29 protein-coding genes are annotated in these 25,619 nt (G+C 76.0%); 14 read left to right on the forward strand and 15 right to left on the reverse strand.

Annotated features, from left to right (window positions below; genetic code table 11):
- Positions 1-12 precede the first annotated feature (12 nt).
- A complete protein-coding gene (locus ACRYMY_RS13210) occupies positions 13-864 on the reverse strand; it encodes a phosphatase PAP2 family protein (protein WP_432547722.1) in 852 nt (283 codons plus the stop codon).
- A 62-nt stretch (positions 865-926) separates the two neighbouring features.
- Complete coding sequence (locus ACRYMY_RS13215) at positions 927-1,859, reverse strand: aldo/keto reductase (RefSeq protein WP_432547723.1); 933 nt, start codon at positions 1,857-1,859, stop codon at positions 927-929.
- A gap of 114 nt (positions 1,860-1,973) precedes the next feature.
- Between ACRYMY_RS13215 and ACRYMY_RS13220 the strand changes: the two genes are divergently transcribed.
- The gene (locus ACRYMY_RS13220; RefSeq protein ID WP_432547724.1) at positions 1,974-2,546 is read left to right on the forward strand and encodes a TetR/AcrR family transcriptional regulator; all 573 of its coding nucleotides are present in this window, start codon (positions 1,974-1,976) and stop codon (positions 2,544-2,546) included.
- Between the two features lie 35 nt (positions 2,547-2,581).
- Positions 2,582-4,210: an MDR family MFS transporter gene (locus ACRYMY_RS13225; RefSeq protein ID WP_432547725.1), complete on the forward strand. Its 1,629-nt coding sequence runs from the start codon at positions 2,582-2,584 to the stop codon at positions 4,208-4,210.
- Positions 4,211-4,283: 73 nt separating this feature from the next.
- Here the strand turns inward: ACRYMY_RS13225 and ACRYMY_RS13230 are convergent, their stop codons facing one another.
- From ACRYMY_RS13230 to ACRYMY_RS13245, 4 genes are all read right to left on the reverse strand, one after another.
- A complete protein-coding gene (locus ACRYMY_RS13230) occupies positions 4,284-4,457 on the reverse strand; it encodes a hypothetical protein (RefSeq protein WP_432547726.1) in 174 nt (57 codons plus the stop codon).
- Between the two features lie 89 nt (positions 4,458-4,546).
- Positions 4,547-5,755, reverse strand: coding sequence for an FAD-binding domain-containing protein (locus tag ACRYMY_RS13235; protein WP_432547727.1), 1,209 nt, complete (start codon positions 5,753-5,755; stop codon positions 4,547-4,549).
- A gap of 62 nt (positions 5,756-5,817) precedes the next feature.
- Positions 5,818-6,204, reverse strand: coding sequence for a type II toxin-antitoxin system death-on-curing family toxin (locus tag ACRYMY_RS13240; RefSeq protein ID WP_432547728.1), 387 nt, complete (start codon positions 6,202-6,204; stop codon positions 5,818-5,820).
- On the reverse strand, positions 6,201-6,392 hold the full coding sequence (locus ACRYMY_RS13245) for a FitA-like ribbon-helix-helix domain-containing protein (protein ID WP_373694984.1): 192 nt from the start codon (positions 6,390-6,392) through the stop codon (positions 6,201-6,203). The genes ACRYMY_RS13240 and ACRYMY_RS13245 overlap by 4 nt, the downstream gene beginning before the upstream one ends.
- A gap of 229 nt (positions 6,393-6,621) precedes the next feature.
- Here ACRYMY_RS13245 and ACRYMY_RS13250 point away from each other — a divergent pair, with 229 nt between their 5' ends.
- Together ACRYMY_RS13250 and ACRYMY_RS13255 are read left to right on the forward strand one after the other, a co-directional pair.
- Positions 6,622-7,491 carry an AraC family transcriptional regulator gene (locus tag ACRYMY_RS13250; protein WP_432547729.1) on the forward strand — a complete coding sequence of 290 codons (870 nt, stop codon included), beginning with the start codon at positions 6,622-6,624 and terminating at the stop codon, positions 7,489-7,491.
- 74 nt (positions 7,492-7,565) lie between these two features.
- The gene (locus ACRYMY_RS13255; RefSeq protein ID WP_432547730.1) at positions 7,566-8,375 is read left to right on the forward strand and encodes an NAD(P)H-binding protein; all 810 of its coding nucleotides are present in this window, start codon (positions 7,566-7,568) and stop codon (positions 8,373-8,375) included.
- 61 nt (positions 8,376-8,436) lie between these two features.
- Here ACRYMY_RS13255 and ACRYMY_RS13260 read toward each other — a convergent pair whose 3' ends face one another.
- From ACRYMY_RS13260 to ACRYMY_RS13270, 3 genes are read right to left on the reverse strand one after another with little or no spacing between them, the layout of a single operon-like run.
- Positions 8,437-8,874, reverse strand: coding sequence for a GNAT family N-acetyltransferase (locus ACRYMY_RS13260; RefSeq protein WP_432547731.1), 438 nt, complete (start codon positions 8,872-8,874; stop codon positions 8,437-8,439).
- A gap of 46 nt (positions 8,875-8,920) precedes the next feature.
- Complete coding sequence (locus ACRYMY_RS13265; protein ID WP_432547732.1) at positions 8,921-9,238, reverse strand: AzlD domain-containing protein; 318 nt, start codon at positions 9,236-9,238, stop codon at positions 8,921-8,923.
- Entirely contained in the window at positions 9,235-9,918 is a 684-nt protein-coding gene (locus ACRYMY_RS13270; protein ID WP_432547733.1) for an AzlC family ABC transporter permease, read from the reverse strand. The genes ACRYMY_RS13265 and ACRYMY_RS13270 overlap by 4 nt, the downstream gene beginning before the upstream one ends.
- 57 nt (positions 9,919-9,975) lie before the next feature.
- Between ACRYMY_RS13270 and ACRYMY_RS13275 the strand changes: the two genes are divergently transcribed.
- A complete protein-coding gene (locus tag ACRYMY_RS13275) occupies positions 9,976-10,557 on the forward strand; it encodes a helix-turn-helix domain-containing protein (protein WP_432547734.1) in 582 nt (193 codons plus the stop codon).
- A gap of 16 nt (positions 10,558-10,573) precedes the next feature.
- On the opposite strand, the gene ACRYMY_RS13280 is transcribed toward ACRYMY_RS13275, so the two are convergent.
- Positions 10,574-11,272 carry a LuxR C-terminal-related transcriptional regulator gene (locus ACRYMY_RS13280; protein WP_432547735.1) on the reverse strand — a complete coding sequence of 233 codons (699 nt, stop codon included), beginning with the start codon at positions 11,270-11,272 and terminating at the stop codon, positions 10,574-10,576.
- Positions 11,269-12,504 carry a sensor histidine kinase gene (locus ACRYMY_RS13285; protein WP_432547736.1) on the reverse strand — a complete coding sequence of 412 codons (1,236 nt, stop codon included), beginning with the start codon at positions 12,502-12,504 and terminating at the stop codon, positions 11,269-11,271. Before ACRYMY_RS13285 ends, ACRYMY_RS13280 begins: the two co-directional genes overlap by 4 nt.
- A 136-nt stretch (positions 12,505-12,640) precedes the next feature.
- Here ACRYMY_RS13285 and ACRYMY_RS13290 point away from each other — a divergent pair, with 136 nt between their 5' ends.
- Genes ACRYMY_RS13290 through ACRYMY_RS13305 form a run of 4 tightly spaced genes read left to right on the forward strand, consistent with a single transcriptional unit; the run spans position 12,641 to position 16,175 of the window.
- Positions 12,641-13,093 (forward strand): PspC domain-containing protein, encoded by a 453-nt coding sequence (locus ACRYMY_RS13290; protein ID WP_432547737.1) that lies wholly within the window; start codon positions 12,641-12,643, stop codon positions 13,091-13,093.
- Between the two features lie 38 nt (positions 13,094-13,131).
- On the forward strand, positions 13,132-14,664 hold the full coding sequence (locus ACRYMY_RS13295) for a PspC domain-containing protein (protein WP_432547738.1): 1,533 nt from the start codon (positions 13,132-13,134) through the stop codon (positions 14,662-14,664).
- A gap of 10 nt (positions 14,665-14,674) precedes the next feature.
- The gene (locus ACRYMY_RS13300) at positions 14,675-15,079 is read left to right on the forward strand and encodes a hypothetical protein (protein WP_432547739.1); all 405 of its coding nucleotides are present in this window, start codon (positions 14,675-14,677) and stop codon (positions 15,077-15,079) included.
- Between the two features lie 10 nt (positions 15,080-15,089).
- Complete coding sequence (locus tag ACRYMY_RS13305; RefSeq protein ID WP_432547740.1) at positions 15,090-16,175, forward strand: aldose epimerase family protein; 1,086 nt, start codon at positions 15,090-15,092, stop codon at positions 16,173-16,175.
- Between the two features lie 89 nt (positions 16,176-16,264).
- Here ACRYMY_RS13305 and ACRYMY_RS13310 read toward each other — a convergent pair whose 3' ends face one another.
- The 3 genes from ACRYMY_RS13310 to ACRYMY_RS13320 form a co-directional block, all read right to left on the reverse strand.
- Positions 16,265-16,723, reverse strand: a complete 459-nt coding sequence (locus tag ACRYMY_RS13310) for an SRPBCC family protein (RefSeq protein WP_432547741.1) — start codon at positions 16,721-16,723, stop codon at positions 16,265-16,267.
- Between the two features lie 164 nt (positions 16,724-16,887).
- A complete protein-coding gene (locus ACRYMY_RS13315) occupies positions 16,888-17,226 on the reverse strand; it encodes a DUF3140 domain-containing protein (protein WP_432547742.1) in 339 nt (112 codons plus the stop codon).
- 17 nt (positions 17,227-17,243) lie between these two features.
- Positions 17,244-18,308: a spore photoproduct lyase family protein gene (locus ACRYMY_RS13320; protein ID WP_432547743.1), complete on the reverse strand. Its 1,065-nt coding sequence runs from the start codon at positions 18,306-18,308 to the stop codon at positions 17,244-17,246.
- An 85-nt stretch (positions 18,309-18,393) separates the two neighbouring features.
- Here ACRYMY_RS13320 and ACRYMY_RS13325 point away from each other — a divergent pair, with 85 nt between their 5' ends.
- The gene (locus tag ACRYMY_RS13325; RefSeq protein WP_432547744.1) at positions 18,394-19,287 is read left to right on the forward strand and encodes an SDR family oxidoreductase; all 894 of its coding nucleotides are present in this window, start codon (positions 18,394-18,396) and stop codon (positions 19,285-19,287) included.
- Positions 19,284-20,930 (forward strand): RecQ family ATP-dependent DNA helicase, encoded by a 1,647-nt coding sequence (locus tag ACRYMY_RS13330; protein WP_432547745.1) that lies wholly within the window; start codon positions 19,284-19,286, stop codon positions 20,928-20,930. Before ACRYMY_RS13325 ends, ACRYMY_RS13330 begins: the two co-directional genes overlap by 4 nt.
- 102 nt (positions 20,931-21,032) lie before the next feature.
- Here the strand turns inward: ACRYMY_RS13330 and ACRYMY_RS13335 are convergent, their stop codons facing one another.
- On the reverse strand, positions 21,033-21,992 hold the full coding sequence (locus ACRYMY_RS13335) for a manganese catalase family protein (protein WP_432547746.1): 960 nt from the start codon (positions 21,990-21,992) through the stop codon (positions 21,033-21,035).
- 158 nt (positions 21,993-22,150) lie between these two features.
- On the opposite strand from ACRYMY_RS13335, the gene ACRYMY_RS13340 reads away from it, so the two are divergent.
- The 3 genes from ACRYMY_RS13340 (at position 22,151) to ACRYMY_RS13350 (ending at position 25,570) form a co-directional block, all read left to right on the forward strand.
- Positions 22,151-22,990 (forward strand): Fpg/Nei family DNA glycosylase, encoded by an 840-nt coding sequence (locus ACRYMY_RS13340; RefSeq protein ID WP_432547747.1) that lies wholly within the window; start codon positions 22,151-22,153, stop codon positions 22,988-22,990.
- A 196-nt stretch (positions 22,991-23,186) separates the two neighbouring features.
- Positions 23,187-24,170 (forward strand): glycerophosphodiester phosphodiesterase, encoded by a 984-nt coding sequence (locus ACRYMY_RS13345; protein ID WP_432547748.1) that lies wholly within the window; start codon positions 23,187-23,189, stop codon positions 24,168-24,170.
- 188 nt (positions 24,171-24,358) lie between these two features.
- Positions 24,359-25,570 carry an aldose epimerase family protein gene (locus ACRYMY_RS13350; RefSeq protein ID WP_432547749.1) on the forward strand — a complete coding sequence of 404 codons (1,212 nt, stop codon included), beginning with the start codon at positions 24,359-24,361 and terminating at the stop codon, positions 25,568-25,570.
- Positions 25,571-25,619 lie beyond the last annotated feature (49 nt).

Genomic DNA, 25,619 nt, shown 5'->3' on the forward strand with positions numbered 1-25,619 from the left:
ACCTCTCGCGGCTCACCCGCGGCGGCCGGGCTCGCGCGGCACGGCGCGCGCCGCGAGCAGGACGGTGGCGGCGACGACGGCGGCGCCGGCGGCCACGCCGGTGCGGAACCCGGCCACGGGGCCGGTGTAGGTGACGACGAGGGCCAGCGCGGACAGGACGGGCACGCCGGTGGCCAGCGCGAGCAGCCGGCCGGGGCGCCGGCGCGCCGGGGAGGGCAGGGCGAGCGCGAGGCACAGGACGCTCGCCCCGACGAGCGCGGAGGCCAGGACGTCGCTGACGCGGTGCCAGCCGTCGTCGACGACGAAGGCGGCCATGCTGCCGGCGGCGAAGGCGCCGGCGAGGGCGACGGGCAGGCGCAGGACGCGGGGGACGACGAGCAGCAGCCCGAGCGCGAGGCCGAGGACGGCGGCGGTGTGACCGCTGGGCAGGCTGTTGGCGTAGGGGCCGTAGACCGCGCCGAGGTCGGGCCGCTCGAGGACGACGTGCTTGAGGACCTCGGTGACGCCGAGGGTGCCGAGGGCGACCCCGACGCCCTGGACGGTGCGCCGCAGCCGCCCGCGCCCGCTGAGCAGTCCGACGGCGGTGAGCGCGGCGAGGCCGGCGAGCAGGTGGACGGGCCGCAGCGACTGCTCGACGCCGAACAGCGGCTGCAGCCAGCCCACCCCGTCCGCGACACTGCGCCCGCTGGCCGCGGCGTGCAGGGCGTTCTCGGCGGTCTGCCCCCGCGAGGTGAGGACGGCGGCCCAGTAGAGGACGGCCAGGGCGGCCGCCGGCACGAGGGCGGTGGCGGCGGCCGCGACGGACGCGCGCGCGGGCCGCCGGCCGGAGCGCGGTCGCTGCTGCACGGGGGTCGAGGTCGCCATGCCTCCACTGTGCGGCACCGCCCGCGCGCGCGTCGCCCCGAGCCGTGGGGGAGTGGTGAGGATCAGCGGGAGGCGCGCTCCAGGGCGGCGAGCTCGTCCTGGGTGAGCTGCAGGTCGGCGGCCGCGAGGAGGGTGGGCAGCTGCTCGACGGTGCGCGCGGAGGCGATGGGCGCGACGACGGTGTCCTGCTGGGCGAGCCAGGCCAGGGCGACGCTGGTGACGTCGGTGCCGTGGGCGGCGGCGACCTCGTCGAGGGCGGCGAGGACGCGGGGGCCGCGGGGGTCGTCGAGGTAGGCGGCGGCCTTGGCCTGCCGCTGGCTGTCGGCGAGCTGCCCGGGGCGGTACTTGCCGGTGAGGAACCCGGAGGCGAGCGCCGAGTAGGGGACCATCGCCAGGCCGTTGGCGGCGACGACGTCGGCGGTGCGCTCCTCGTACTCGCCGCGCTCGACGAGGTTGTAGTGGTTCTGCAGGGCGACGTAGCTGGCGAAGCCCTCGCGGCGGGAGGTCTCCAGCGCCTCCTCCAGGCGGGGGGCGCTGTAGTTGGAGGCGCCGATCGCGCGGACCTTCCCGGCGGTGACGAGCTCGTCGAAGGCGCCGAGGGTCTCGGCCAGGGGGGTGCCCTCGTCGTCGGCGTGCGCCCAGTACAGGTCGATGCGGTCGGTGCGCAGGCGCTGCAGGGAGGCGTCGACGCCGCGGCGGATCGTGTCGGCGCGCAGGTCGTCCAGGCCGGGGGCCTTGCCGACCTTGGTGGCCAGGACGACGGCGTCGCGCTTGCCGGACTTCGCGAACCAGGACCCGATGATCGTCTCGGAGATGCCGGCGCCGCCGTCGGACCAGGCCGAGTAGACGTCGGCGGTGTCGAGGAAGTCGCCGCCGGCGTCGACGAAGGCGTCGAGCACGCGGTGGGACTCGGCCTCGTCGGAGGTCCAGCCGAAGGTGTTGGTGCCCAGGCACAGGGGGCGGACGTCGAGCTCGGAGGTGCCGATGCGGGTCATGGGGCCAGTCGACCACCCGCTCGCGCGGCCCGCACGCGGCGCACCCCCCGTCCGGTGCACACCGTGCGGAGAATGCACTTGACGCACGACGTGCACTGAGTGCACATTCAGCCGGTGACCTCCCCCCTGCGCGAGCGCCGCCGGCAGGAGACCGCCGACCAGATCGCGGCCGCCGCCCTCGACCTCGCCTGCCGCGACGGCTGGGCGGCCGTGACCGCCGACGCCATCGCCGCCGAGGCCGGCGTCTCCCGCCGCACCTTCTTCAACTACTTCCCGTCCAAGGACGACGCCCTGCTGCACTCCGGGCACACCTGGGACGAGGCCGCCCTCGAGCGCTTCGCCACCTCCACCGGGCCGCTGCTGCCCGCGCTGGAGGAGCTGCTGGTCGCCCAGTCGGCGGTCATGGCCGCCGACCGCGACCGCTTCCTGCGCGTCGTGGGCGTCGTCGAGGCCAACCCGGACCTGCTGCCCGGGATGCTCGCCCGCTTCCACGAGACCGAGCAGGTGTTCGCCGGGGCCTACGCCCGCCGCAGCCCCGGCGGCGACGACCTGCACGCGCAGGCCGTCGCCGCCGTCGTCGGCGCGCTGCTGCGCGTCAGCGCCCACGAGTGGGTGCACGACCCGCGCGCCGACCCGCAGCGCTCGGTGCGCCGCGTCCTCGACGCCCTGCGCGCCCTGACCGCCTGACCCTCTCCCGCCCGCACCGCCCCACCGGAGGACCCGTGACCGCCGCCGCCCCGGCCGGACGCGCGCAGACCGCGCCGCGCATCGGCTGGATCTTCACCTCGCTGGTGCTCGTCATGCTGCTCGCCTCGCTCGACCAGACGATCGTGGGCACCGCGCTGCCGACGATCGTCGGCGAGCTCGACGGCCTGCGGCACATGGCGTGGACCATCACCGCCTACACGCTGGCCCTGACCGTCGCCATGCCCGTCTACGGCAAGCTCGGTGACCTCGTCGGCCGCAAGAACCTCTTCCTCGTCGCGATCGCGCTGTTCCTGCTCGGCTCGGCGCTGGCCGGTTTCTCGCAGTCGATGCTGCAGCTGGTCGCCTTCCGCGGTGTGCAGGGCCTCGGCGGCGCCGGCCTGATGATCATGTCGCAGACCATCATCGCGGACGTCGTGCCCGCCCGGGACCGCGCGAAGTTCATGGCCCCGCTGGGCGCCGTGTTCGGCGCCTCGGCCGTCCTCGGCCCGCTGCTGGGCGGCTGGCTCACCGACTCCGCGCACTGGCGCTGGATCTTCTGGATCAACCTGCCCCTGGGCGCCGTCGCGTTCGCCGTCGCGGCGATCACGCTGAAGCTGCCCGCGCGGCGCAACACCGAGCGCATCGACTACGCGGGCATGGTCCTGCTGGCCCTCGCCCTGACCGGCACGGTCCTCGTCACCAGCTGGGGCGGCACCGACCACGCCTGGACCTCGCCGACGATCCTCGGCCTCGTCGCCGCCACCGTCGTGCTGGCGCTCGCGTTCGTCGCCGTCGAGCAGCGCGTGGCCTCCCCGGTGATCCCGCTGCGGCTGTTCCGCAACCGCACGTTCGTCGTCACCACGCTGCTCGGGTTCGTCGTCGGCGCCGGCCTCATGGGCGCCCTGGCCTACCTGCCGACGTACCTGCAGATGGTCTACGGCGTGAACGCCACCGAGTCCGGTCTGCTGCTGCTGCCGATGGTGTTCGGCCTGCTCGTCCTCAGCATCGGCTCCGGCGTCCTCATCACCCGGACGGGCCGCTACAAGGTGTTCCCCGTCGTCGGCACGGCCGTCGCCGCAGGTGGGATGGCGCTGCTGGCGACCATCGACGTGGGCACCCCGCTGTGGCAGCTGGGCGTGTACCTGGCCGTCCTCGGCGCGGGCCTCGGCGTGTTCATGCAGGTCCTCGTGCTGGCCGTGCAGAACGCCGTCGCCCCGCGCGAGGTCGGCGTCGCGACCTCCTCGAACAACCTGTTCCGCGAGCTGGGCGTGACCGTCGGCGCGGCGGCGCTGGGCGCGGTGTTCACCAGCCGGCTCACCGACCGCCTCGTCACCCTGTTCCCGGCCGGGGCGGGCGAGCAGAGCGCGACCTCGCTGACGCCGGAGATCGTGCGGAACCTCCCGCCGGAGGTGGCCGGCGGTGTCGTCGACGCCTACGCGGGTTCCCTGACCCCGATCTTCGGGTGGATGGTGCCGGTGTTCCTGCTGGGCACCGTCATCGCCCTGTTCCTGCCGGAGATCCCGCTGTCCTCGACGACGGCGATGAGCGAGGGCGAGGCGGAGGCCGCGCAGTCCGACGCGCGCCCCGGCGAGGACGGCGAGGCGCCCAGCCTGCCGTTCCAGTCCACCGGCGCCGACCGGGACGCGGACCCCACCCGCGCCTGATCCGGACGCACCACGGCCCCGGGCCGCGCAGCACCCGCTGCGCGGCCCGGGGCCGTCGTCGTGCCCGGCGGGTTCAGGGGCCGGTGCTGGGCTGACCGGGGTCCACGTTGGCCCACGGCAGCACCTCGTGCGGTTGGTCCTCGCGGACGGGGCTGTCGTCCTCGGGCCAGCGGCTGGCGCCCTCCCAGTCCTCCAGGCCCAGCGACGACTCCCGCTCGCCGTCTCCCGGCGTCCTCTTCTCCGTCACGTCGCTCTCCGCTCCGTCGCAGGGACTCGTTCGCCCAAGCTACCGGTGCTCGCGCTCCCCGTCCCGCGGTCGCGCGTCGTCGCCGCCGCTCAGCGCGCCGCGCGCGCCCACGCGCTGAACGAGCGCAGCGACCCGGAACCGGGCCGGCGCAACCACGGCCACGGGTGGCGGGCGACGACGTCCAGGCGCTCGGCGCGGCGCCGGAAACCCGGCACGGGGGCGTGGGTGACGGCCAGGCGGCGCCCGGCCAGCTCGGTGACGGGGTCGCCCAGGCGGACCTCGCAGCCGAGTTCCGCCAGCGTCTCGGCGAGGAACACCAGCCGCTTGCCGGACAGCCGCAACCGCGCCAGGAGGGGGTCGTCCAGGACGAACACCGCGGGCAGGTCCGGGTGCGCGGTCAGCGCGGGGTCGGTGTCGCCCAGCGACTCGGCGGTCAGCCACACCGCGTCCGGCTCGCCGGTCACCTCGGGCCGGCGCGGCCCGGCGTCGGTGGGCCCGCCGGCCAGGCCGTCGGGGGGTTCCACGCGCGGGCCGGCGTCGGTCTCCGGCCAGTCCTGCACGGGGCAGGCGCGCCGCAGCGCGCACGTGCCGCACAGGCCCGGTGCGCGCTCCTCCACCTGCCAGCGGCTGAACCCGTACACCTTCCCCGTGCCGGTGCCGACGGCCCACTGCCAGCCGAGGCGGTTCGCGGCGGGGGAGCCGTCCAGCAGGTGCCGGTACATCTCCGCGGCACCCTGGCGCCAGTCCCGCCCCGCGCGCACCGACCACTGCGAGGCCAGCCACATGCGGGTCTGGTTGACCAGCCAGCCCTCCTCGCGCAGCTCGGCGGTGGTCTCCGCGACGCACGCCATGTCGTCCGGCCACGGCTCGCCGGTCCACGGCTGCGCGGGCACGGGGTCGCCGAAGCGCAGGGGCCGCGAGGTCGCCGGGCCGAGGCGCGCGTACAGGTGGCGCGCGTACTCCTGCCACAGCAGCTCGTCGCGGAACTTCGCCCGGTCCCGCGGCGGGGCGCCGGCCGCCGCCGCCCACACCGCCGGCAGGGGCAGCAGGCCGTGCCGCACGTAGGGGGACAGGCGGGTCGCGCCGCGCCGCTCGCGGGGCAGGACCTCGCTGCGCCGGGCCGCGTACCCGGTGAGGTCGAGCGCGGCCAGCGCGGCGTCGGCCGCGGACTGCCCGCCGCGCACCGGCGAGGCGGCGACCGGCGCGTCCGGGCCCTCGTGCGTCAGGTGGCCCAGGTGGGTGCCGACCCAGGCGACGACCCCGTCGCGGTCGGCGGGCGGGGGCGGCAGCTGGGGCACCGCCCGATCCTCGCCCGGGCCGGCGGTGACGGCACCCGGGCGGGGCGTCGGGTGCAGGGCGGTCAGGTCAGGTGATCACCGATGAGCGCGGAGAGGCTTGCGGCGTCGAGCTCGCCCGCTGCCACCGCGAGCACCATGCGCTCGGCGTCGTCGACGTCCATCACCAGGTCCGTGCCGTTGAGCAGGCAGAAGACACGGGTGGCGGACCACGCCAGACGCTTGTTGCCGTCGACCAGCGGGTGGTTCCGCGCCAGCGAGTGCATGAGGGCCGCGGCCTTGTCGGCCAGCCCGTGGTACGCCTCACGGCCGAAGACGGTGGTGCGCGGGCGCGCCGCCGCTGACGCCAGGAGTCCAGCGTCGCGCACCTGGACGCCGTCGACCACGCCGTCGGCGATCTGCAGGAGATCCCCCAGCGACAGGTGGTCGACCGGGCGCTCCGGCCGGCTCACCGGGCCAGACGGGCGAGGAGTTCGGCGTCCTCGGTGCGCACCCGTTCCACGGCGGCGCGCAGGCGAGCGGAGCGGTCGGACACGTACTGGTCGATGGCGGTGCGAGCGACCTCCTGCATGGATCGTCCTTCTTGCTCAGCGCGGCGGCGCAGAGCCTCGGTCTCCTCGTCGGTCAAGCGCAGGTTCATGGCCACACCGGGACGGTACCGCCGCGGTACCGCGACCGCCACGGAGTTCTCGGCTGGTGGGGGCCAGAGCCGGGCCCGGTCGTACCACCGCTGTGATCTTGCTGGGGAACCCTGCAAGATCACGGGAGGGGTGGGGCGGGGTGGGGTCCGCACCCGACCGCACCGGTCCGCAGGTGTCGGGCGCGCGGTGCGCGCCGCGGTCCAGGCTGGACGTCAGGAGGGAGGACCCGTGATCGGAACGTTGAACCGGCTCGTCGACCTGATCGAGCGCGACCCCGCCGGTGACCTCGACGTCGCCGCCTGGGCGCGGTCGCTCGGCACCACCGAGCACCACCTGCGCCGGATGTTCTCCTCGCTGGCCGGGATGCCGCTGTCGGAGTACGTGCGCCGGCGGCGGATGACGCTGGCCGCGGCGGACGTCGTGCGCGGCGAGCGCGACCTGCTGGGCATCGCCGTCCACCACGGGTACGGCTCGACCGAGGCGTTCGCCCGCGCGTTCCGCGCGGTGCACGGCGCCGGTCCCTCCGAGGTCCGCCGCACCGGCGGGCCGCTGCGGGCGCAACCGCGCCTGTCGTTCCAGCTGACCGTGAGAGGAGCCGATCCGGTGGACGTCCGCGTCGTCGACCGTCCCGCCTTCCGCCTCGTGGGCCGCGCGGCCCGCGTCCCCCTCGTGCACGAGGGGGTGAACCCCCGCATCGCCGAGCACGTCGCCGCGGTCCCGCCCGCCGAGCACGAGCGGCTGAAGGCGCTGAGCGGCGCTGAACCGGCGGGGTTGCTGTCCGTCAGCGACGACCTCGACCCGGACCGCGCCGAGGGCAGCGAGCTGACGCACCTGCACGGGGTCGCCGTGGGGGCCGGCGCGTCCGTGCCCGGGGACCTGGACGTCCTCGAGGTGCCCGCCGGGACGTGGGCGGTGTTCCGCAGCTCCGGCCCGCACCCGTCTGTGCTGCAGGAGGTCTGGGCGGCCACCGCGACGGAGTGGTTCCCCTCGAACCCGTGGCGGCTGCGGCCGGGCCCGGAGGTCGTCGCCGTGCTGGAGCGCAGCGACGACTTCACGACCGCGACGTGCGAGCTGTGGCTGCCGGTGGAACCGGCCTGATCCGCTCGGCAGGGCCTTGCCGCAGGGGCGCGGTCCGTGGTGACCTGCTGCCGCGTCGTGCGGGAGGAGGTGCTGTGCGGTTCTTGGTCACCGGTGCCACCGGCAGCGTCGGCCGCCGGGTGGTGGACCACCTCCTGGCCCGGGGCGCCGACGACGTCGTCGCCCTGACCGTGGACCCCGAGCGTGCGGCGCTGCCCGCGGGGGTGCGGGTGGTGCGGGGGACGGTGACGCGGCCGGCGGTGCTCCAGGAGGCGCTGAGGGGCGTCGACCGCCTCTACCTGGCGCCGTCGCCCGCCACCGCGGAACGGGTGGTGACGGCCGCCCGCCACGCCGGGGTCGGTCGCGTCGTGGACCTGTCCGGCGAGCCCGAGAGCTGGTGGGGCGCGGTGACCGCGGCCGTCGAGGCGTGCGGTCTGCCGTGGACGCACCTGTGGCCGGGGGACTTCACGGAGAACGCCCTGCTGTGGGCGCCGCAGGTGCGCGAGCGCTGCACCGTGCGCGAGCCGTGGCCGGACGCCGTCAGCGCGCCGGTCGCGCTGGACGACGTCGCCGAGGTCGCCGCGGCGGCTCTGCTCGGCGAGGGGCACGAGGGCCGCGCGCTCAGCTTGACCGGTCCGCAGGTGCTGACGCGCCGCGACCTGGCCGCCGCCCTCGGCCGGGCGCTGGGCCGGGACGTCCCGTTCGTGCGGGTGGACCGCGACGAGGCCGTCGAGGCGCTGGCGGCGGCGATGGGCGAGGACGCCGCCTGGTACGTCGACACCGTGCTGGCGGGTTTCGCCGAGGGCGGCGCCGTGACGACCTCCGTCGTGCAGGAGGTGACGGGCCGTCCGGCCACGACGTTCGAGGAGTGGGCGCGGCGGAACGCCGGTGCGTTCCGCCGGTGACCGGGCGGAGGGCGGCGCGAACGGGGGCCGTCGAGCCGGGGAGGGCCTGCCGGAGCCCGTCCTACCCGGCGCGGACCCGCTTCACCATGACGCCGTGGTGCTGGGCGGCGCGGAAGCCGGTGCTCTCGTAGAAGAGCCGGGCCGTGCCTGTCGAGGCGGTGACCAGGTACACCTCCTCGACGTCGTCGAGGCCCTCGACGAGTGCCGTCAGGAGCGCGCGGCCGTGCCCCCGCCGCTGTCGGCCCGCGTCGACGCACATCTCCTTGAGCAGGAAGTGCCGCGCCGAGTGCGACCGCTCCACGTGCCCGAGCGCGAAGCCGACCAGCGCGCCGGCCTCGCGCAGGCAGGTGCCGGCTGCGCCGGGGGTCGCCAGGACGTCAGCCAGGCGCTGTCGCGCCGCGTCCAGGCGCCAGGGCTCGTTCCACGGTGCTCCCGTGAAGACGCGCACGAACAGCTCTGCGGCGTCCTGCAGGTCCTCGGGTGCGAACGTCGTCGGCACGGTCGGAGCCTCCCACGAGCGCACCGCCCCCACCCGTTCCCCGCACCTACGGGACGCCCACCGCCCGCAGTGCCGCAGCGGTCCCCGCACCCACCAGCACCACGGCGACGAACGGCACCCGCCGCCACGCGAGGACCCCGGCGACCAGCACCCCGGTGGGCCGGGCCACGCCCGCACCGCCGTCGCCCTCGAACAGGGTGCTGGTCGCGACGAGGGCCAGCAGCAGCACGACCGTGCCGCGCCCGACGAGGTCCTGCACGGGCTCCGGCAGCGCCACCCGGGAGGCGAGCAGGACGCCCAGCGCGCGCAGCGCGTACGTCCCGGCGGCGCAGACGCCGACGGCCAGCAGGACCGCGCCGCTCACGGCGCCACCTGCGCGGTGCGCGTCCCGCGCTCGCGGACCAGCTGCAGCGCAGCGGGTCCCAGCGCGAGCAGGGAGAGCAGGACGGGAACTCCCGCGGGCAGGACCGGGGTGGCGGCGACGGCGAGCGCGCAGCCGGCGACCGCCGTGCGGCGCACCGACCGGTCGGCCAGGGACGGAAGGACGAGTGCGAGCAGCGCGGCGGGGAAGGCCGCGTCGACGCCCCACGCGGCCGTGTCGCCCATCGCGCCGGCCGCGAGGACGCCGGCGAGGGTGCCGACGTTCCAGCAGGCGAACTGGGCGACGCCGAGGAGCGCGAACGCCCGGGCGCCGCCGCGGGTGCGCGCGAACGCGACGGTCTCGTCGGTGACGAGGTGCAGCGCCAGCCACCGCGCCCGCCCGCGGGGCAGGGAGCCGGCGACGGCGAAGCTCAGCGGCAGGAACCGCACGTTGACGACGAGGGCGGCGACGACCGCCGCGACGACCCCGGCGCCGGAGGCCAGCAGGGCCACGAGCAGGAACTGCGAGGCGCCGCCGAAGACGACGAGGGAGGACAGGAGGACGAGCCACCACGGCAGGCCGGTGCTGGTGGCCACGGCGCCGAAGGCCACGCCGACCACGCCGCTGGCCACGGCGACGAGCAGGGCGTCCCGCACGAGGGGTGTTCGCCAGAACGAACGCATGTTCGCTAGGATGAACACAGTCGGAGGTCGTCGTCAACCGCGGGGAGGCGGGTCACCGTGACCGATGGAGCACCGGGTCCGGCGGGCGCACCGCCGGGCGTCGCGCAGGTCCTTGCGCGGTCCCTGCGCCGCGAGCGCACGCGCGCCGGGCTGTCGCTGACCGAGCTCGCGCGCCGCGCCGGCGTCGCGAAGTCGACGCTGTCGCAGCTGGAGTCGGCCACCGGGAACCCCTCGATCGAGACGCTGTGGGCGCTGTCGACCGCCCTCGGCGTCCCGTTCTCCCACCTCGTCGACCCGCCGCGCGCCGCCGTCGAGGTCGTGCGGTTCGGCGAGGGCGTGCGGTTCACCGCGGGCGACGCCGACTACGCCGCGACGCTGCTGACGACCAGCCCGCCGAACGCCCGCCGCGACCTCTACCTCGTCAGCGCCGACCCCGGCCGTCCGCGGCTGGCCGACCCGCACGGCCAGGGCGTCGTCGAGCACGTCGTCCTGTCCGCCGGGCGCGCGCGGGTCGGCACGACGGACGAGACCGTCGAGCTCGCCCCCGGCGACTACGTGCGCTACCCCGGGGACGTCGAGCACGTCTTCGAGGCGCTGGAACCCGGAACCACTGCCGTGCTGGTGTCCGAGCACGTGTGAGCGGGGCCCGGCTCCCTCACAGCAGCCGGCGCGCCGCCGCCCACCGCGTCAGCTCGTGCCGGTTGGACAGCTGCAGCTTGCGCAGCACCGCGGACACGTGGGTCTCCACCGTCTTGACGGAGATGAACAGCTCCTTGGCGACCTCCTTGTAGGCGTAGCCGCGGGCGATGAGCCGCATCACCTCCCGCTCGCGCGCCGACAGGCGGTCCAGCTCGTCGTCGGCGGCGGCCACCTCGCCGCTCATCGCGCCGAACGCGTCGAGGACGAAACCCGCCAGCCGCGGGGAGAACACGGCGTCGCCGTCGGCGACCCGCCGCACCGCGGCGGCCAGCTCGTCCCCGGCGATGGACTTGGTGACGTAGCCGCGCGCGCCGCGGCGGATGACGGCGATGACGTCGTCGGCGGCGTCGGAGACGCTGAGGGCCAGGAACCGCACGGGCGGGTCCGCGGCCAGCAGGTCCGCGCAGCGGGTGAGGACCTCCGCCCCGCCCGAGCCGGCGCCGGGGGCGGTGGACTCCCCGGCGGTCAGGGGTAGGTGCACGTCCAAGAGCACGACGTCCGGGTGCAGCCGGTGCACCACGTCGACGGCCGAGGCCGCGTCGGCGGCCTCCCCGACGACCTCCACGTCGGCGGCGCCCGCCAGTTCGGCCCGCACCCCGACCCGCACCATCCGGTGGTCGTCGACGACGACGACGCGCTTCACCGTCCCGTTCACCCGCCCGATCCTGGCAGCCGCAGCACGACCTCGGTGCCCCCGTCCGCCGGCCGGCGCACGAGCGCCTGTCCGCCCGCGCGCCGCATGCGGCCCACGATGGACTCGCGCACCCCCAGCCGGTCCTCCGGCACCGCGTCCAGGTCGAAACCGGGACCGCGGTCGCGCACGAACACCTCCAGGTCCCCGCCCATCCGCTCCGCGTACAGGGACACCGCGCCCCCGGCGTGGCGGCCGGCGTTCAGCAGCGCCTCCCGCGCCGCCTGCGCCAGCGCCGACGTGGAGCGTTCCAGCGGCAGGGTGTCCAGGTCGCCGACGAGGACGACGTCGACGGTGGCGGCGGTGGCGTCCTCCACCTCGGCGGCCGCCGCGCGCAGCGCCGCCCCGAGGGTCCCGGTGGCGGTGCCGTGGTCGCCGTAGAGCCAGCGGCGCAGGTCGCGCTCCTGCGCGCGCGCCAGGCGCGCCACCTCGGCGCCGTCGCCGCTGCGGCGCTGGATGAGCGCGAGGGTCTGCAGCACCGAGTCGTGCACGTGCGCGGCCAGTTCCGCGCGCTCCTGCTCGCGGGCCAGGGCGGCGCGCTCGGCGCCCAGGTCGCCGTACAGCCGCACCGCCCACGGGGCCACGACGATCGCCAGCCCGGCGAACACGGCCAGCCCCGCGAGCGTCGACTGCCCGAACGCGGCCGGGTCGCCGACGACGAGGACGAGGACCACCCCGGTGGCGACGAGGGACGCGCCGGCACCCACCCGCAGCGCCGCGCGCCGCCCCCCGCCGCCGACGAGGCGGGCGCGGCGCGTGGCGTCCAGCTGGCTCCACGCCAGGACGAGGCCGGCGCCGACCACGAGCAGCGGGACGAGGACCTGCAGCAGCACGTCGGAGTCGGACACCCGCCCGGCGGCGACGGCCGCGGTCAGGACCAGCGCGACCCCGACGAGGGTGTCGCGGTGCTCCAGCACCCACGCGGACGGGTCGGCGCGCTTGCCGGGCCGCGGCCCGCCGGGGGTGACGTCGCGCTCGTCGGGCACCAGCAGCCACCAGGCGGCGTAGAGGAAGAACCCCGCCCCGGCCAGGACGGCGGCCGCGACGAACGCGGTGCGCACCCGCGAGACGGGCAGCCCCAGGTGCGCGGCCAGCCCCGCGGCCACCCCCGCGGCCCGCCGCCCCGCGACGGGGCGCACGAGCGCGCGCCGCACCGGCGGGGCCGCGGCCGCGGGTTCCTCGGTGGTCGTCTCCACGCGGCGATCGTGGCACGCGACAGGCGGTCCGGGATCCCCCCGGGGGCGGGGACCAGGGTCCTCCGGGCCCACGTCCAGGGTCGTCTCAGGGTCGTCCCCGATGTGGCGGGAGTACTGGCGCGGGCACCGTGGAGCCATGACCACGAACGAGTTCCCCAGCCCCTCCGACCAGTACCCGGGCTCGACCTCGCAGACCTCCCAGCAGGTCCCGCCGGTCACCGAGGAGCCCGCCGTCACCGCCGGGCCGGCCCGCAGCGGCGCCGACCGGTTCTTCGACCGCGTCCGCGGCCTCGGCGTCGTCCGCGGCGGCGACCGCTGGGTCGGCGGCGTCGCCGGCGGCCTGGCGCAGCGCCTGTCCGTGCCGTCGTGGACGGTGCGCGCGGCGTTCGTCGTGCTCGCCCTGCTCGGCGGCGCCGGCCTGACCCTGTACGGCCTGGCGTGGGCGCTGCTGCCCGACAGCACCGGCCGGATCGAGGCGCAGGCCGCCCAGCGCGGCGACGTGTCCGTCGCCCTCGTCGTCGCCGGCCTCCTCGTCGTCGGCGACCTGCTGTTCGGCGTCAACCCGTGGAGCGTCGGCTGGGTCTTCTGACCCGCCGCACCGCACCGCACGTCCGGGAGAGTGGCACCGTGGACCAGCAGGAGCACCAGCAGCACCAGCAGGAGCAGCAGGAGCAGCAGGACCGGCCGGCGGCGGGCGCCACGCCCGCCGGACCCGCCGCGCCGCGGCCGTCCACCGACCGGTTCTTCGACGGCGTCCGCGCCTGGGGCGCCGTCCGCGACGACGAGGACCGCTGGTTCGCCGGCGTGGCCGGGGCGCTCGCCCGCCGCTGGGACGTCGACCCCGTCGTCGTCCGCGGCGCCTTCATCGGCCTGACCGTGGTCGGCGGCCTGGGGTTCGCCGCCTACGGCATCGGCTGGGCGCTGCTGCCCGACGCGCGCGGCCGCATCGAGGCGGAGGCCGCCTCCCGCGGCGACGTGTCCGGGTCCCTGGCCGGCGCGGTCGCCCTCGTCCTGCTCGACCTGCTCATCGGCCGCGGCCTGCTCGGCGCGGGCGCCGGCTGGTGGAACGCCGGCGCCGGGTGGGGGTTCTTCATCACCGCCGCCCTGGCCGGGGTGGGCTGGTGGCTGCTGCGCGACCGCGTCGCGCTCGTCCGGCCGGGGCAGCGCGACCCGCGCGCCGACCAGCGCCCCGACCCGCCGGGGCCCGCAGCGCCGGCCGGCGCTCCCGTGGACCTGCGCGAGCACGAGCGGCGGGACGAGGACGTCGCCACGGCGGTGGACCGCGCGGTCGACGAGGCGCTGGCGACGCTGGACCCGCTGACGACGCTGGACCCGCTGGCCGGGCACCGCTCCGCCACCGAGCGCCGGGCGGCCGCCCGCCGCGCCGCGAAGGAGCGCGCCGAGGCCGCGCGCGCCCGCCGCCGCCCCGGCTCGCCGCTGCTGTCCGCCGCGGCCACCGGCCTGGCGCTGCTCGCCGCCGGTGCCGTGACCGTCGCCCACCGCGCCGGTCAGCTGCCCGGCGGCGAGGCGGCGACCGCGCTGGCCGCGGCCGTCGCGGTGCTGGCCCTGGGCGCCCTGCTCGCCGCGCTGCGCGGCCGGCGCAGCGCGCTGCAGGGGCTGGCGTGGCCGCTGGCGCTGGTGGCGCTCGCGCTGACGCTGGCACCGCCGTCAGGCGGCTGGCGCTGGTCGCCGGACCTGGTGTGGTCGCCCACCGCCCGCGAGGACGCCGTCGCGGTACCCGTGGGGCGCCTGCGGGTGGACCTGGACGAGGGGACGGCCGGGGGCAGCGCCACCGTGGCCGCCGGGCGCCTGGAGGTCGTCGTGCCCGAGGACCGCACGGTGCTGGTCGAGGCGACCGCGCTGTCCGGCAGCGTGCGCTGGGAGCGCGCCGACGTCGTCGCCGTCGCGGACGGCCGCGGATCCTTCGTGGACGACGACGCCGGTCCGCGCGTGCGGGCCTCGGGCGGGCTGGACGTGCGGGCCGTCCTGGCCGTCGGCCCGGACGCCCAGGCCGTCGCCGAGGCCGCGCGCACCGACCGCCCCGGCGACGACCGGGACGGGTGGAGCGTGCCGGCCGGGACGGACCTGCTGCGGGCCACCGCGTGGGCGGGGGAGGTCGCGCTCGGTGCCCCGGGCGGCGAGCTCCTCGAGACGAGCTGAGGAGGACGACGTGGACGAGCGGCACGACGGACGGCACGACGAGCGCGGCGGGCCGGACGCCTGGCAGGAGTGGAGCGAGTGGCAGCGGGACGCCGCGGGGCGCTGGTCGCAGGAGCCCGCCCCGCAGGGACCCGCGGCCCGGGCGACCGCTGCCGTCGAGGAGCCGGAGGTCCCGGACGCCGCCCCCGAGCGCCGGCCGTGGACGGTGGACGTGCCCGGGGTGGTCGGCGCCACCGTGCTGCTGGCGCTCGCCGCGGTGGTCGGCGCCCGCGAGGTCGCCGGCGTGACGTGGGACTGGCGCTGGAGCGCCACGGGCGTCCTGCTCGTGGCGGGACTCGCGGTCGTGCTGGCCAGCGTCGCGGCTGCGCTCGCCGGGGCCGTGCGCGGGCAGCGGCGGTGCGGGCAGCGGCGGTAGCGTCGTCACCGTGAGCAGCGCGACGGGGACGGTCGAGCACGAGCGGGCGTGGGGGCACCTCGAGGACGGCACCCCCGTGGGGCGCTGGACCCTCGACGACGGCACGCTGCGCGTGTCGCTGCTGGAGCACGGCGCGCGGATCCAGGCGCTCGAGGCGCCCGACCGGGACGGCCGGCGCGCCGGGGTCGTGCTCGGGTTCGCGGACCTGGCGCCCTACACCGGCAAGGGGCGTTCGTTCGGGGCGACGGTGGGCCGCTTCGCCAACCGCATCGCCGGCGGGCGCTTCCGCGTCGACGGCACCGAGGTGGTCGTCCCGGCCACCGACCGCGGCAACGCGCTGCACGGGGGACCGCACCCGTTCTCCGAGCGGCTGTGGTCGGCGCACCCGGTCGACGGCCGGGCGGGCGTGCGGTTCTCGCTGCTCAGCCCGGACGGTGACAACGGGTTCCCCGGGAACCTGTCGGTGCACGTCAGCTACGTGCTCAGCGGCGGCACGCTGGTCGTGGAGTACTTCGCGACGACCGACGCGCCGACCGTCCTGAACCTCACCAACCACGCGTACTTCCACCTCGCCGGCGAGGGCAGCGGCACGGTCGACGCGCACCTGCTGCAGGTGGACGCCGACGCGTTCCTGCCCGTGGACGAGGACGGTCTGCCGACGGGGGAGGTGCGCGCCGTGGAGGGCACGCCCTTCGACCTGCGCCGGCCCGTGCCCGTGGGGTACCGGGTCGGCGGGGACCGCGCCGGCGAGGACGAGCAGCTGCGTCGCGGGTCGGGGTTCGACCACTGCTTCGTGCTGGCCGACGTGCCGGCCGGTTCCCGCCCGCCCTCGCGGGCCGCGCGGCTGGAGGACGAGCTGTCCGGCCGCGTCCTGGAGGTGTGGACGGACCAGCCCGGGGTGCAGGTGTTCACGGGCGGCACGCTGGCCGGCACCCTCGTCGGCGCCTCCGGCCAGCCGTACGGACCGCGCTCGGGCATCGCCCTGGAGACGCAGGCGTTCCCCGACGCGCCGAACCGGCCGGGGTTCCCCACGACGGCGCTGCGCCCGGGCGAGGAGTTCCACGCCGTCACCGAGCTGCGCTTCAGCACCTCCTGAGGCGCGTCACCCGGGCGCGTCGTCCGGGTCCGGACGCGACGGAGGCCCGGGACCAGCAGGTCCCGGGCCTCGCGTCGTTCAGGCGGGTGTCACTTCGGCGGGGTGACGTCCCCGCGCCAGGCGCCGCTCGCCGAGCCGCGGGACTCGATGAACTCCTTGAAGCGCGCGAGGTCCTTCTTGATCTGGCGGTCGTCGGCGCCGATCACCGCGCCGGCCTTCTCGACCAGGCTCTCGGCCTCCCAGTCCATCTGGACGGTGACCTTGGTCTCGGAGTCGCTGAGGCGGTGGAACGTCACGACACCGGCGTGGGACTTGCCGTCCACGGCCTTCCAGGCGACGCGCTCGTCCGGGTGCTGCTCGGTGATCGCGGCGTCGAACTCGCGCTCCACACCAGCGATCTTGGTCTTCCAGTGCGTCATGGTCTCGCCGGTCTGGGTGACGGACTCGACGCCGCCCATGAACTCGGGGAACGACTCGAACTGGGTCCACTGGTCGTACGCGGTGCGCACGGGGACCTGGACGTCGATGCTCTCGGTGACACTGCTCATGCGTCGGCTCCTCACGTGGCGCACGCTGCGAGGTGCGCCGTCGATGGTTCCGCCACCAGCCCCGGCGCGGCGCGGGGGCCGCGGGGGCGGGCCGCCCGTCTCGTCCAGGCGGCCCTCCCACTGTGCTCCTGCACCGCGCGGTGCGCACGTCGAGAGCGGCGGCCTCACTTCAGCGGGTCGTGGCCCCAGTTCATGAGGCTGTAGCGCCAGCGGGTCCCGGTGACGTCGCCGTCGGGTCGCTGGGCCAGGTGCCGGGCCACGTAGCCGGCGACCTTCTTCATGTGCTGGTGGTCGTCGTCGTCGAGGTCGGCCTGCTTGGCGCGCAGGATCTGCACGATGCGCCGGCCGGACTCGTGCCCGACGGACTCGCCCTCCCCGGCGCCCACGGACTGCGACTCGTCCGTCGCCAGCCAGTCCTCGAGCTCCTTGGGCGTCATGTTGACGGCGTCCCCGAAGCGCTCGCGGACCTCGCGGCGCTCGTCGTCGCTGCTGCTCTTCGCCATGCGGTCAGCGTGGTCGCTCAGAACGCGTACCGCACCCGCAGCCACGGCGTGCGCTGCTCGAGGAGGTCCAGCAGCTGGCGCACGTACCGGCCCTTGTCGCCGGTGCGGTACCGCACGGTCGCGGCGCCCGACTGCGAGCGCTTGGCCTCCTGCAGCGCCGGCCGCCACAGCAGGTCCTCGGCCTTCGGGTGCCAGGCGAGGTTGACCTCGTGCAGGCGCTCCTCGTGCGTCAGGAAGATCACCTCGGCGGCCATCTGCCGCTTCGTGGCCGGGCTCGTGGCGGCGTCCAGCTCGTCGAGCAGTTCCGCCCACGCCGCCAGCCAGCCCTCGGCGACGACGACGGGGGACAGGTTCACGTGGACCTCGTAGCCGGCCTCGACGAAGTCGTCGAGGGCGGCCAGGCGCTCGGCGACCGGGGAGGTGCGCAGGTCCAGCAGCTTGGCGAACCGCGCGGGCATGAGGGAGAACCGGACGCGGGTGCGCCCGGCGGGCTCCAGCTCCAGCAGGCGGCGGTTGACGTGCTTGGTGGCGAAGGACGCCTTGGCGGTGGGCAGGCGGGCGAACAGCGCGACGAGGTCGTCGACGTTGGCGGAGACCTCGGCGTCCACGGAGCAGTCGCTGTTCTCCCCGACGTCGTAGACCCACGCGTCCGGGTCGCACTGGTTCGGCTCGGCCTTGACGCCCTGCCGGCGCACGTGCCGCTCCAGGTAGCCGGTGATCTGCTCGATGTTCGCGAACACCGTGATCGGGTTGCTGTAGCCCTTGCGCCGCGGCACGTAGCAGTAGGAGCAGGCCATCGCGCAGCCGTTGGCGGTGGAGGGGGCGATGAAGTCCGCCGAGCGGCCGTTGGGCCGCGCGGCCAGCGACTTCTTCACGCCGAGGACGAGGGCCTCGCGCTTGATCCGCACCCAGCGGGCGGCGTTGGCCTCGTCACCGTGCAGCTCGGGGATGTTCCAGTGGCTGGCGACCTCGACGCGGGTGGCGTCGGGCCAGCGGGCGAGGACCTCCTGCCCGCGCGGCAGCTCGGCCGCCGCGGGCTCGACGTAGATCCTCGTGACGTCGAGGAGCTGCTGCTGGCGCACCCGACCATCATCGCCCCCGCCACCGACACGACGGGCCCGCGGCGTCGCCGTGCGGTGGCGGGCGCGGCTGCCTAGCGTGGAGCGCGTGCGGACCCAGTTCACGTTCACCGACCCCGTCAGCCTCTACCACTCCGAGGGCTTCGAACCGCAGCCGCAGGAGGGCCCGGGCCTGGCCGGGCAGCTGTCCCCGAAGCCGGACCACGGCGAGGAGACCTACCGCGGCACCGGCCGCCTGGAGGGCCGCAGGGCGCTGGTGACGGGGGCGGACTCCGGCATCGGCCGCGCCGCCGCCATCGCGTTCGCCCGCGAGGGCGCCGACGTCGTCCTCAGCTACCTCTCCAGCGAGCAGGCCGACGCCAACGAGGTGGAGGAGCTCGTCCAGCGGGCCGGGCGCAGGGCCGTCCTGGCCCCCGGCGACGTCTCCGACGAGCAGGTCGCCCGCGGCCTGGTGCGCCGCACCGTCGAGGAGCTCGGCGGGATCGACCTGATCGCCGTGGTCGCCGGCAAGCAGCAGCACGTCGAGGACGTCACGCAGCTGAGCAGCGAGCAGTTCGACGAGACGATGCGCACGAACCTCTACGCGCTGCACTGGATCGTGCAGGAGGCCGTGCCGCACCTGCCGCCCGGCTCCACGGTCATCGGCACGAGTTCCGTGCAGGGCTACCAGCCGTCCCCGAACCTCGTCGACTACGCGACGACGAAGGCCGGGATCACCACGATGTGCAAGGCGCTGGCGCAGCAGCTGGCGCCCAAGGGCATCCGCGTGAACGTCGTGGCCCCCGGGCCGGTGTGGACGCCGCTGCAGGTCTCCGGCGGCCAGCCCGACGACGCCATGCCCTCCTTCGGCACCTCCACGCCCCTGGGCCGCGCCGGCCAGCCGGCCGAGATGGCCCCCGCGTACGTGTTCCTCGCCTCCCCCGAGTCCAGCTACGTGGTCGGCGAGGTGATCAACGTCAACGGGGGTATGCCCGTACCGTGACGATCGACGACGGCGGTTTCGACCCGCTGGACCTGCTGCGCACCTCCGCCCGCGAGGCCTTCGGCTACGAGGCGCTGCGCCCCGGGCAGGCGGAGGCCATGCGCGCCGTGGCCGACGGCCGCGACGTCCTGGCCGTCATGCCGACCGGCGCGGGCAAGTCGGCCGTCTACCAGGTGCCCTCGCTGATGCACACGGCGCCGGTGGTCGTGGTCTCCCCGCTCATCGCGCTGCAGCGCGACCAGGTCGACGGCATCCGCGAGGACGCCCGCCGCGGTGGCGCGGTCATGCTGAACTCCCAGCTGACCGCGCCGGCGTGGCGCGAGGCGCAGGAGCAGCTGCGCGCCGGCGGCGTGAAGTTCGTGTTCCTGGCACCGGAGCAGCTGGCCCGCGACGAGGTCGTCGAGGAGTTGGCGCGGCTGCGGCCGCGGACGCTCGTGGTGGACGAGGCGCACTGCGTCTCCTCCTGGGGCCACGACTTCCGCCCGCAGTACCTGCGGGTGGGTTCGGCCGCCGAGCGGCTGGGGCGTCCGCAGGTCGTCGCGCTGACCGCCACGGCCAGCCCGCAGGTGCGCGCGGAGATCGCCGAGCACCTGCGGCTGCGCGACCCGTTCGTCGTCGTCGAGGGTTTTGACCGCCCCGAGATCGACCTCGAGGTGCGCCACCACCGCGACGCCGACGTGCAGCGGCGCGAGGTCCTGGACAGCGTGCTGGCGGTCCAGGGCGCCGTCCTCGTGTACGTCGCCCGCCGCCGCGACGCGGAGGAGTACGCCGCCGCGCTGCGCACCGCCGGCCGGGACGCGGACCACTACCACGCGGGGCGCCGGCGCGCCGACCGCGACGACGTGCAGCACCGGTTCCTCGCCGGCGAGCTCGACGTCGTCGTGGCCACCAACGCCTTCGGCATGGGCATCGACAAGCCCGACGTGCGCGCGGTCGTCCACGCCCACGTCCCCGACTCCCTGGACAGCTACTACCAGGAGGTCGGCCGGGCCGCGCGCGACGGGAACCCCGCGCGGGCGGTCCTGCACCACCGCCCCGAGGACCTCGGGCTGCGCAGGTTCTTCGCCGCCGGGGTGGCGAAGGAGGAACCGCTGCGGCAGGTCGCCGCGGCGGTGCGCGCGCACGACGGCCCGGTGCCGCCCGCGCAGCTGCGCCGCGAGCTGGGCACGTCCGCGACCCGGCTGGCCGGGATCGTCAACCTGCTCGTCCAGGTCGGCGCCGTCGGCGAGGACGCCGAGGGGCGGCTGGTCCCCACCGCCGGTGGTCCGGCGCCCGGCGAGGCCGCGCGAGCGGCGGTCGAGCTGTCGCAGCAGCGCCGCCGCGTGGAGCGCTCACGCTTGGAGATGGTGCGCGGCTACGCCGAGACCACCGGCTGCCGGCGGCAGTTCCTGCTCGGCTACTTCGGCGAGGAGCTGCGCGAGCCGTGCGGGCACTGCGACACCTGCCGCGCCGGGACGGCCGCGCAGCAGTCCGTCGCCGCCGCCGACGAGCCGTTCCCGGTGGGCTCGGTCGTGGTGCACGCGGAGTGGGGCGCCGGGCAGGTCATGCACTACGAGGAGGACCGGGTCACCGTCCTGTTCGAGGCCGAGGGGTACCGCACCCTCGCCCTGGAGCTCGCCGAGCAGTTCCTCGACGCCGCCTGACGCCCCCCTCGACGCCCCCCGACGCGCTCCTGGCGCGTCTTCCACCCCTCCCGGTCCGAGGAGGGGTGGAGGACGCGCCAGGAGTCGTGAGGGGGCGGCCGGTCAGGAGTCGCGGGTCAGCGGCCCGTACGTCATCTCCGGCTCGGCCATCTCCAGGTCGGCGGTGGCCTGGATGAGCTCGAGGAGCTCCGGGTCCAGGCCCGGTGCGAACTCCTCGTAGCGCTCCTCCGCGATCGTCAGCGGAGCGCCCTCGGGGACCTGCGACGTGCCGTCCAGCTGCGTGCCGTCGTTGGACGGGGAGGCGCCGCGGTAGATCTTCGCGGCCTCCGACGCGCCCGTCAGGTCGAACGTGTACTGCTTGCTCTGCCAGCCCAGGTCGACCATCTGCTTGACCTCGGGGAACCGCTCCGCGTTGGTCTTCGGGATCGGCAGCAGCTTCTTCCAGTCCACCCCCAGCGTCTCCAGCGCCTTCGCGTACCCGTTCTCGTGCGCCTGGTCGCGCACGATGAGGTAGCTGACGGTGGAGCGCAGCGTCTTGTTCGACGACATCTCGTAGATGCGGCACTTCTGCAGCCGGCCGGTGGACTCCAGCATGAGGTTGTACAGCAGGTCCAGCACGAGGTTGCCGGAGTTGTAGACGTAGCTGCCGCTCCACGGGTTGCCGGCGGAGTCCACCGGCAGCGCGCCCTGCGCGCCCACCAGGTAGTGGTGGATGTTGCCGTGGTCCAGCGCGATGCTCAGCGGGGTCGTCCCGCCCGCGGCCGGCGCGTCCAGCGGGTCGGTCTGCTTGCCCTGGTAGCGCGGGGAACCGTCCAGCAGGCGCGCGATCGTCGTGCCGATGAGCTCGACGTGGCTGATCTCCTCGGTGCCGATGCCCTGCAGCAGGTCCTTGTACGGCTTGGCCGCCGCGCCGCGGAAGTTCATCGACTGGAAGAGGTACTGCATCATCGTGCGCATCTCGCCGAACTGGCCGCCGAGCCCCTCCTGCAGGGCGTTGGCCGCCGCGGGGTCCGGCTCGTCCTCGGCGATCTCGTGGATGAGCTTCTGCACGTGCAGGTACATGTCGGGTCCCGTTCGTCCGTGGTGTTCGATCCGAAGGTCGGGCGGCCTGCCCCGGCCACGCCCCACTCTGGGCGCGGGCGAGCGCTCCCGCCACCGGGCACGGGCCCGCCGCGGGGCCCGGCTCGCGCGGGGCAGCGGCCTGGCCGAGGCTGGTCGGCGTGCCGGAGGGGGACAGCGTCTACCGCGTGGCGCACCGGCTCGACGACCGGCTGCGCGGGCGCACCGTGCGCCGCAGCGACCTGCGGGTGCCGCGGTTCGCGACGGCCGACCTGGCCGGCGCGCGGGTCCTGGGCACCGTCTCGCGCGGCAAGCACCTGCTGACCCGCCTCGACGGCCCCGAGGTGCCCACGACCCTGCACACGCACCTGCGCATGGACGGGGAGTGGACGGTGCTGGCGCCCGGCAGGCGGCTGCCGCAGCGCCTGCAGCCGGACGTCCGCGTCGTCCTGGAGACGGACGGGCCGACGGCCCTCGCGCTGCGGATGCCCGTCGTGGAACTGCTGCCCACCGAGGCCGAGCACACCGTCGTCGGCCACCTGGGCCCGGACCTGCTGTCGGAGGAGCTGACCCGCGAGGAGGTGGTCGAGCGGGCGGTGGCCCGCCTGTCGCGCGAGCCCGACCGGGAGGTCAAGGCCGCGCTGCTGGACCAGCGCAACCTCGCCGGCATCGGGAACCTGTGGGCCGACGAGCTGTGCTTCCTGCGCGGCCTCTCGCCGTGGACGCCGGTGTCCGACGTCCCGGACCTGGCGCGCGCGGTGGACCTGGTCGCGCGGATGCTGCGCTTCTCCGTCTCGACCCCCGGTGCGGCGCAGGTCACCACGGGCGACACCCGGCCGGGGCGGCGGCACTGGGTCTCCGGCCGGGCCGGGCAGCCGTGCCTGCGCTGCGGGACGACGGTGCGGGTCGTGGCGGAGGTCGCGGGCGACCCGGAGCGCCGGCGCACCTGGTGGTGCCCGCACTGCCAGCCCGGCCCGGCCCCGGCGGCGAACGCCGGGTGAACCGGCGGCGGTGGGGGACCGGGACCGGGAGCGCGGCGGTGAACTCCTCGTGACGGCTCGCCGGACGCGAGCCCGTGTCGCGCCGGCCCGGGCACCGGCCGGGTTAGCGTCGTCCTGAAGGCCCGCGGAGGTCGGTGGCCGGACCACCGGCGGCCGCCCCGGGGCACCGCGAACGACCACCGGGAGCGTGCGCACGGTGCTGGTCTCTGAGTCGGAGTGGGAACCGCTGTCGGAGCCGGGACCTCGTCGTCCTCGCCGGAGCCCGCTGGTCGTCGCCCACCGGGGTGCGAGCGCCACGGCGCCGGAGAACACGCTGGCGGCGTTCGAGTCGGCCCTGTGGGCGGGCGCGGACCTGCTGGAGCTGGACGTGCAGCTGACGGCGGACGGCGTCCCCGTGGTGCTGCACGACGCGACGCTGGACCGCACCACCGACGGCACCGGTGCGGTGGCCGACACGCCGTGGCAGCGGCTGGAGCGCCTGGACGCGGGCGGCTGGTTCTCGCCGGCGTTCGCCGGGCAGCGCGTGCCGTCGCTGGGGCGGGTGGCGCAGCTGCTGGCCCGCCACCCCGGCCGCGGCCTGCTCGTGGAGTTCAAGGGCGACTGGACCGCCGAGCAGGCGGGCGTCGCGGTCGCGGTGCTGCGCCGGACCGGGGTGGCGCAGCGCTGCGTGCTGCAGAGCTTCTCGCTGGCGACGGTGCGGGCCCTGGCCGTCGCCGCGCCGGACCTGCCGCGCGCGGTGCTGGTGCTGCGCCCGGGCGAGCCGCTGCCGCTGGCGTCGTTCCTGGCGGCCCTGGACGACCCCGAGCGCGACCTGCAGGCGGCGCTGGGCGCCGACCCGGCCGAGGTGGCGGCGGCGGCGCGGGAACTGGCGGCCAGCACGGGGGCCGTGGCGTGCAACCCGCACGCGGCGGCCGTCGTGGCCTGCCCGGAGGTGCCGGCGCTGCACCGTGCCGCGGGGCTGGGCACGTGGGTGTGGACGGTGAACGAGCCGGCGCTGTGGCGGGTCCTGGTGCGTGCGGGCGTGGACGGCATCATCACCGACGACCCGGGCCGGCTGCGCGGCTGGCTGGACGCCCGCGAGGAGCGCTCGACGCAGGACCTGCCGCCGGACGAGCGCGCGGACCTGCTGCGCCTGGCGGTCGCCCGCCGCCGGCGCACCCGCGACCGCGTCCCCGCCTGACCCCTTCCCGGGGGCTCCCCGCCTGATCGTCCCTCCTCGTCCGTGGTCACACCCGGACGGGGGAGTTCCGGGACCGGGCGGTGCTCGCCGTTGACACCCGGTGACGGCGGTCCTAGGTTCCGGGCGTCCCGGTCGCCGTCCGGCGGCGGGACGGGCAACGAGGCCTCACCGACGGGAGAAACCCCCACATGCGGTCGAACTCCGCACGTCAGCCTGCTCGCACCCGAACCCTCACCGCCGCCGCCGCGGTCTGCCTGCTCGCCGCGACCGGCGCCGGCGCCGCCAGCGCCGCCCCCGACCACGACCGCCGCGGCGGGCACCACGGCGGGCACCGCGCCGGCGTGTCCGCCGAGGCGTGGGGCACCACCCCCGACGGCACGCCCGTCGAGCGCTGGACACTCGTCAACGGCGGCATGACCGTGCGCGTGCTCACCTACGGCGGCATCGTCCAGAGCCTGGAGGTGCCCGACGCCCGCGGCGAGGTGGAGAACGTCGTCCTCGGTTTCGACGACCTCGAGGGCTACGTCACCTCCAACAACCCCGGCCCGTACTTCGGCGCGGTCATCGGCCGCTACGGCAACCGCATCGCCGGCGGCACGTTCACCCTCGACGGCGTGCAGCACCAGCTGCCGCTGAACGACGGGCCGAACACCCTGCACGGCGGCACCGACTCCTTCGACAAGCGCGTCTGGCGCGCCACGCCGCTGCCCGGCCGCGCCCAGGTGGGCCTGCGGCTGGAGCTGACCAGCCCGGACGGCGACCAGGGTTTCCCCGGCGAGCTGCAGGCGGCCGTCACCTACTCCCTCGACCGCCACCAGCAGCTGCGGGTGGACTACGAGGCGACGACCGACGCGCCCACCGTCGTGAACCTCACCCAGCACACGTACTGGAACCTCGCCGGGGAGGACTCCGGGACGATCTACGACCACGAGCTGACCATCGACGCCGACGCGTACACGCCCGTCGACGACACCCTCATCCCCACCGGGGAGATCGCCCCCGTGGCCGGGACCCCGATGGACTTCCGCCGCGCCACGCCCGTCGGGGAGCGGATCCGCCAGCCGTTCGAGCAGCTGCTGCGCGGGCAGGGCTACGACCACAACTGGGTCCTGGACCGCGACAGCGAGGACGACCTGGAGGACGCGGCCGAGCTGCGCGACCCGCACAGCGGGCGCACCCTGCGGATCGCCACGACGGAGCCGGGGCTGCAGTTCTACTCGGGCAACTTCCTCGACGGCACCCTCGTGGGCACGGGCGGTTCCGTCTACCGGCAGGGCGACGGGCTGGCGCTGGAGACCCAGCACTTCCCCGACTCCCCGAACCAGGAGCAGTTCCCGTCCACGGTGCTGCGTCCCGGCGAGACGTACGAGTCGACCACCGTCTTCTCGCTCTCCGACTGACCCGGACCCCTCGCCGTGGTCGTGGGCGGGTGAGCGTCCACGACCACGG

This window comes from Kineococcus haloalkalitolerans, assembly GCF_050871905.1.
Taxonomy (GTDB): domain Bacteria; phylum Actinomycetota; class Actinomycetes; order Actinomycetales; family Kineococcaceae; genus Kineococcus.